This window comes from Chryseobacterium oryctis (assembly GCF_025971925.1).
GTDB classification, from domain to species: domain Bacteria; phylum Bacteroidota; class Bacteroidia; order Flavobacteriales; family Weeksellaceae; genus Chryseobacterium; species Chryseobacterium oryctis.
This window is the reverse complement of record NZ_JAPDHV010000008.1, coordinates 137,767-143,907: the sequence shown is the minus strand read 5'-3', so window position 1 is coordinate 143,907 and position 6,141 is coordinate 137,767. Positions and strand designations below refer to the sequence as shown.

Sequence of the window (6,141 nt, the reverse complement as noted above, 5' to 3'; positions counted from 1 at the left end):
ATAGAAATCCAAAATTTACAGCAAATCAGAAACAGCAGAATCAATCTCTGGCTAAAACAATATAATTTAAGAGAAGTACAATACAAAGCAGGATTTAAATGTATTCGAAGTCTCGAATATTTTAATCAATCAGAACTCGAAAACCTGAAACAGGAAATTGAAAAATACATGAAGTGATTTAAACAGAATAATTATAGTATTTATTTTATTTATAACTTTGAAAATAAGAAATATGCATACAATGGAATCAACAATAGATATCAGAAAAAGAATTCATGAATTTATCGACCATGCCGATGAAAGGATTTTAAGAATTATCAATGCTATTATCACAACAGAAGAAGCCCAAGAAGAAGGATTAAGTGCGGAGCATAAAGAAATTTTAGACGAGCGTTTAAAAGAACACAAAGAAAATCCAGCTTCAGGAAAATCATGGAGAGAACTAAAACAAGACCTGAAAAAAGAATATGGAATATAATCTAATTGTAAAGCCAAAAGCTCAGCAAGATATTAGAAAATCCATTGAATGGTACAGGGAACAAAGTGGAAGTTTATCCGAAAAGTTTTTGGAGAAAATAGATGAAAGTCTAGAAAAAATATCAAAAAATCCTGAACATTATCAGAAAAGATATAACGAAATCAGAATCGCTTTTACAAAAAAGTTCCCTTACGGAATTTATTATACAGTCGAAGAAAAAACGATTTATATTCATGCAATTTTACATACAAAACAAAATCCCCAAACAGCAGAAAAACGTATAAAATAAAATCTACCAACTGCTTTTTGAATTAAACAATATCACTCTCAACTTCTCGAAAAGCACTTTCCCTAACTGGAAACCGAACTTTAAACGCCACAGCAAATTACATAATCGAAATTATACGCAAATTGCCAGTGCAAAACGTGCGTTTCCACTTCGCTAAAACTTCGTTCCACCGCAAACCAACTGCATTTTTGCCTATAATTTGAGATTATGTAAAATGCTTTCCTTTGTTCCATACAAAGTATTCCACAGCCTACGCTCTGCGTTCCCTGAATGGAGTTTTAGCCCTTAAAACAACAAAAAATATTAAAATATGGATAAACCCAACGCTAAAACCCGCACCAATTTTACCCACATTTTAACATTTTACAACAACAGCGACAACACTGGAAATTTTCTACATTTTTAGAAATGAAATTTATTTTTTCAATTGAAAGAAAAAAATTGGAGAATGAAAATCCGAAACTCCTCAGAATTTTTATTTTCAGTTGAAAAAATCTGAAATTTATCGTCCAAAATTCCTACTTTTGAGAAAAGCGTGAACAGAGCAGAAGAAAAAATAAAAAGTTCGCGCGAGTTGGAAATAAAGTAGGAAGTTTGGAAAAAGTTGAGCAGACTGCGGAATGCTAGACTACGGTTGGAGACAATATATGCCTGACTTAGGTCGTTGGAACGGAATTGACCAATTAGCAGAAAAATATGACTCTACTTCTCCATTTGCTTATGTGGTAAATAGCCCAATCTCACTGATAGACCCGGACGGAAGATGGATTGATGATGCAGGAAATATTACAGATACCTCAGGACAAACCTATGGTTTTCTGGGCTCTTCTTTCAAACCTAAATATGCAACCAATTTCCTTGGCGTAAACTATGGTGACGGCGGAGGCGGCTATAGTGGCGGCTACACTTTTACCGGAAATGATGCAGCCTCTATGTTTGAGTATTTTGCAAATGGTGGAAGTATGGATGGGCTTTCTTTCAATAAAGGATTCGCAATGTGGTCTACTTTAGATGATGCAAATCGTAATATGTATTATGATATTGACGATATGTTAACCGGTAATACAGGGGGAATTACTTTACACAGAGCGAAAGTTAATACACCTTTCGATGCTTATAAAAATTGGGCTGACTGGGGTGCTACAGCTATGGGTGGGGGATTCGAGTATGTTGCCAAGCAAAGAACGGCTCTTTACAATAGCGGATATTGGATTGATAATCTCGGGCAAATGAGAAGTACTGCTTATGCAGGAAGAGCCAGAGGATCTTTAATCGGACTAAGAAGTGACTACCTAAGAAATACTGAAATGTTTGGAAAATATGCTAAAAGAGCAGGATATGTAGGGTATGCAATTAGTGCGGCTCAAATTAGCTATGGAACCTATAAAGATGGTGGAAATTTCGGTATTAGAGCTAAAATAGCTACTGCTAACGTAGTTGGAGGTACCGCAGGAGCATGGCTTGGTACAAAAGCTGGAGCACTAGCTGGAGGAGAGTTAGGAGCCATGATAGGAGTATGGTTTGAAGGAGTTGGTGCAATACCCGGAGCAGCAATTGGGGGAATAGTTGGTGGTGTTGTAGGAGGAATATTAGGAGGTGTATATGGTGGAGACTACGCTGAAGAATGGGCTAGTAAGATATTAAACAAACCTGATTATATAAAATAAACAAAAATTTTAAGATAGAAATTTTATGGAAAGAATTTGGAACTATGTTCATTATTTTATTTATCAATTTGAAATTAAAGCCTCCAAAATAATAACCTATCCCATTACTTTAATTTTTGATTTAATTTATAAAATTCCTTTTATAGTTAATTCATTGAAGAAGAAAAATAGTTCGCCAAAAGAGATAAGAGCAGCCAGTGATAATGCAATAAATAATCGTACGTATGGTCAAAATATTGTTATGTCTGGTATTCATATGGGAGGCTTAATCATTCTTATAGAGTATGGATTATTTAATATTTTCCAAACAATATTAGGTAAATCACTAATACAATTTTTTTGGGAACCAGGGAGTTCATATAAATGGTTATTCGTAGCAATCTTATTGATTGCCCCTTGGATTCTTAATGAAAAATTACTATTTAAAAACAATAAATATTTAAAGTATTTTGATGAATTTGATCAAGAGTCCAAAAAAGTAAGACGTAAATGGGCATGGATAAGTTTAGGAATTATAATAGGTATTTTTTCTTTTTTTGTTTTAAGTTTTATCCCTTTGTCAAAATATATTAAATGACTACCCCCCGCTTTGCAAAGTCTTTGACTTTGAGCGGATAACAATAAAAAACCACTGCTCTCGCAGTGGTTTTTGTTTTATAAAGTTGCTACATTTTTATTAAAAAAGTCTTTAAATTTTTTGGTGGTAAGCATTTTGTCTACCATTTTAAAGATGATAGATTTATCTTCTTCATCCAATTGGTTTATTAAATGTAGTTTTTCAAAATCTGGCTTATCTTCGATTGTTACTTCTTCAGGAATAATATTTTCGTAGTTTAAAATCTGGTCTGTAGTAAGATTAAAAAGTTTAGAAAGCTTCAGTAGCTCTTCTACAGACAATTCCCTGTGTCCGTTTTCTAGTTTATTATAATTACTATTGCCAATGCCCAAATGAGCAGAAACTTCTTTCTGCATTAAACCTTTATCTTCTCTTATTTTTTTTACGATTTTCCCGATGCTCATGACTTTGATATTAACTACAATAAATACTTAAATATTGTATTCAAATATAGTTAAAAGTGTGAAAAAGGAAAATACTTGCGAAATAATAAAATTATTTTATTCGATTTTAGAAATTATTTTTTAGATTTGTAGTTGAAAAAATCGCACAAAATAATTTTTCTATGGAAATCTGGTAATGTATCAAAGTTAGTGATGACGGTATTTTAAAGAATTAACTAACTGAAAATCAAATAAAATTCAAATTAAATAATCAAAAACAGAAGCAGGTAATTCCTGCTTTTGTTTATTTTAGCAGAAAAAAACATACTTAAATGATTGAGTATCATTCTTCGTGTATCAGAGTTAGTGATACCGGAATCTGCAAAAACTGCTCTTCGAAAAACATCATCAAAAACGGAACTACAAAAAATAAAAAACAACAATATCTCTGTAAAAACTGTAACAAGAGATTTATTGATTATTACACTTACAATGCTTATAGAAAAGATTTTAATTTCCAAATCATCCTATTAACAAAAGAAGGATTGGGAATACGAAGTACTGCAAGGATCTTGAAAATATCTACCTCTACTCTTCTGAAAAGATTAATCTTTATTGCAAAAAATATTTCCCCTCCCATTATTCCATTCTACCAGAAATATGAGATGGATGAGATGAGATTTTTCATCAGAAAGAAGACAAACCCGATGTGGTTGGTGTATGCAATAAACAAAATCACAAAACAAGTTACAGGATTTTATATTGGCAAGAGAAATAACACAACTCTTCAAACTGTCTTAAAAACACTGACTAATGCAAATGCAGAAAAAATATTTACTGATAAGTTAAAAAATTACAGATACCTTATTCCAAAAGAAATTCACGAAACCAAAAGATTTGGAACAAACAGAATAGAAAGGAAAAATCTAAGTATAAGAATTCATTTGAAAAGATTTAACAGGAGAACTATTTGCTTTACCAAAAGTAGTTTAATGTTAAATTCAGTTCTGAAAATCTACTTTTGGACTTAACACAATTATCATAAAAAAATGGTACTACATCAGAGTTATTGATATTGATTTATATAAAAAGTGAATTAATAATATCTAAATCTTAATAAACAAAAAATCCCGCCCAAAGGCAGGATTTATATTTTAAAAATTCAAATCAAATTTTATTCCCATTCGATTGTTGCAGGCGGTTTGCTTGAAATATCGTAAGCCACTCTATTGATTCCTCTTACTTCGTTGATAATTCTATTAGAAACTGTTTCAAGGAATTCATAAGGAAGCTTACTCCATGTTGCTGTCATAAAATCGATAGTATTTGCAGAACGAACAACCGCTGTATATTCGTAAGTTCTCTCATCTCCCATTACTCCTACCGATTTTACAGGAAGAAGTACCACGAAAGCCTGAGAAACCTTCTCGTACAAATCATTTTTATACAATTCTTCAATAAAAATATCATCAGCTTCCTGAAGAATTCTTACTTTTTCGGCATCTACAGCTCCCAAAACTCTGATTCCTAACCCTGGTCCAGGGAAAGGATGTCTGTGTACCAAATGATGTGGAATACCCAATTCCTCCCCTACTTTTCTTACTTCATCCTTGAAAAGTTCTCTTAAAGGTTCAAGCAATTCAAATTCCATATCTTCGGGAAGTCCACCAACGTTGTGGTGAGATTTAATTACCGCAGAAGGTCCGTTTACCGATTGACTTTCGATAACGTCAGGATAAATTGTACCCTGAGCTAAAAACTTAGCCCCTTCAATTTTATGAGATTCTTCATCAAAAACATGAATAAATTCGTTTCCGATGATTTTTCTTTTTTGTTCAGGATCATCTACACCGGCCAATTTCGAAAGGAATCTTTCTGAAGCATCCACCATTTTAATATTCATATGGAAATGCTCTCCATAATTATCCATCACCTTTTTCCCTTCATCTTTTCTCAATAGACCTGTATCTACGAAAATACAAGTTAATTGATCTCCGATCGCTTTATGAATTAACACCGCAGCAACAGAAGAATCTACCCCTCCGGAAAGTCCCAAGATAACTTTTTGGTCACCTACTCTTTCACGGATTTCTTCAACCGTTTTTTCAATATAATTTGTCAGTTTCCAGTTTTTCTCAGCATCGCAAATTCCGAAAACAAAATTTTCCAACATTTTTCCACCTTCCTCTGTATGAGAAACTTCAGGGTGGAACTGAACACAATATATTTTCTTATCTTCATTAGAAATTGAAGCTATTACACCCGATTTTGCATTCAATTCAAAACCTGCAGGTAATTCTCCCACTTCGTCGAAGTGGCTCATCCACACAATAGAATTATTTGTAACCCCTTTTAATAAAGAACTTTCTTTTACAATTTCCAAATGAGCTTTACCGTACTCTCCTTTTACACCTTTATGAACTTTTCCTCCTAAAAGATGCGCTGTAAGCTGCATTCCATAGCAAATTCCCAACACGGGAACACCTTGTTCATACAATTCTTTTTCAACCAAATGGGCATTTTCTGCATTTACAGAACTTGGTCCACCGGAAAGGATAATTCCTCTTGGTTGTTTTTCTAAAATATCTTTAATAGGTGTATTGAAAGGTAAAATTTCAGAATACACACCCATCTCACGGATTCTTCTTCCGATAAGCTGGTTATACTGTGATCCAAAATCTAATATGATAATACCGTTATTCATTGTA

7 protein-coding genes are annotated in these 6,141 nt (G+C 33.0%); 5 read left to right on the top strand and 2 right to left on the bottom strand.

Annotation, left to right across the window (positions count from 1 at the left end):
• Positions 1-241 precede the first annotated feature (241 nt).
• From OH806_RS15275 to OH806_RS15260, 4 genes are all read left to right on the top strand, one after another.
• Complete coding sequence (locus OH806_RS15275) at positions 242-478, top strand: addiction module protein (RefSeq protein WP_264744545.1); 237 nt, start codon at positions 242-244, stop codon at positions 476-478.
• A complete protein-coding gene (locus OH806_RS15270; RefSeq protein ID WP_264744544.1) occupies positions 468-767 on the top strand; it encodes a type II toxin-antitoxin system RelE/ParE family toxin in 300 nt (99 codons plus the stop codon). Before OH806_RS15275 ends, OH806_RS15270 begins: the two co-directional genes overlap by 11 nt.
• A gap of 620 nt (positions 768-1,387) precedes the next feature.
• Positions 1,388-2,434: an RHS repeat-associated core domain-containing protein gene (locus OH806_RS15265; RefSeq protein ID WP_264744543.1), complete on the top strand. Its 1,047-nt coding sequence runs from the start codon at positions 1,388-1,390 to the stop codon at positions 2,432-2,434.
• A gap of 25 nt (positions 2,435-2,459) precedes the next feature.
• Positions 2,460-3,011, top strand: coding sequence for a hypothetical protein (locus tag OH806_RS15260; protein ID WP_264744542.1), 552 nt, complete (start codon positions 2,460-2,462; stop codon positions 3,009-3,011).
• Between the two features lie 77 nt (positions 3,012-3,088).
• On the opposite strand, the gene OH806_RS15255 is transcribed toward OH806_RS15260, so the two are convergent.
• Positions 3,089-3,454, bottom strand: coding sequence for a helix-turn-helix domain-containing protein (locus OH806_RS15255; protein ID WP_264744541.1), 366 nt, complete (start codon positions 3,452-3,454; stop codon positions 3,089-3,091).
• A 311-nt stretch (positions 3,455-3,765) separates the two neighbouring features.
• Here OH806_RS15255 and OH806_RS15250 point away from each other — a divergent pair, with 311 nt between their 5' ends.
• The gene (locus tag OH806_RS15250) at positions 3,766-4,464 is read left to right on the top strand and encodes an IS1 family transposase (RefSeq protein WP_264744540.1); all 699 of its coding nucleotides are present in this window, start codon (positions 3,766-3,768) and stop codon (positions 4,462-4,464) included.
• Between the two features lie 143 nt (positions 4,465-4,607).
• On the opposite strand, the gene guaA is transcribed toward OH806_RS15250, so the two are convergent.
• Entirely contained in the window at positions 4,608-6,137 is a 1,530-nt protein-coding gene (gene guaA / locus OH806_RS15245; RefSeq protein ID WP_264744539.1) for a glutamine-hydrolyzing GMP synthase, read from the bottom strand.
• Positions 6,138-6,141 lie beyond the last annotated feature (4 nt).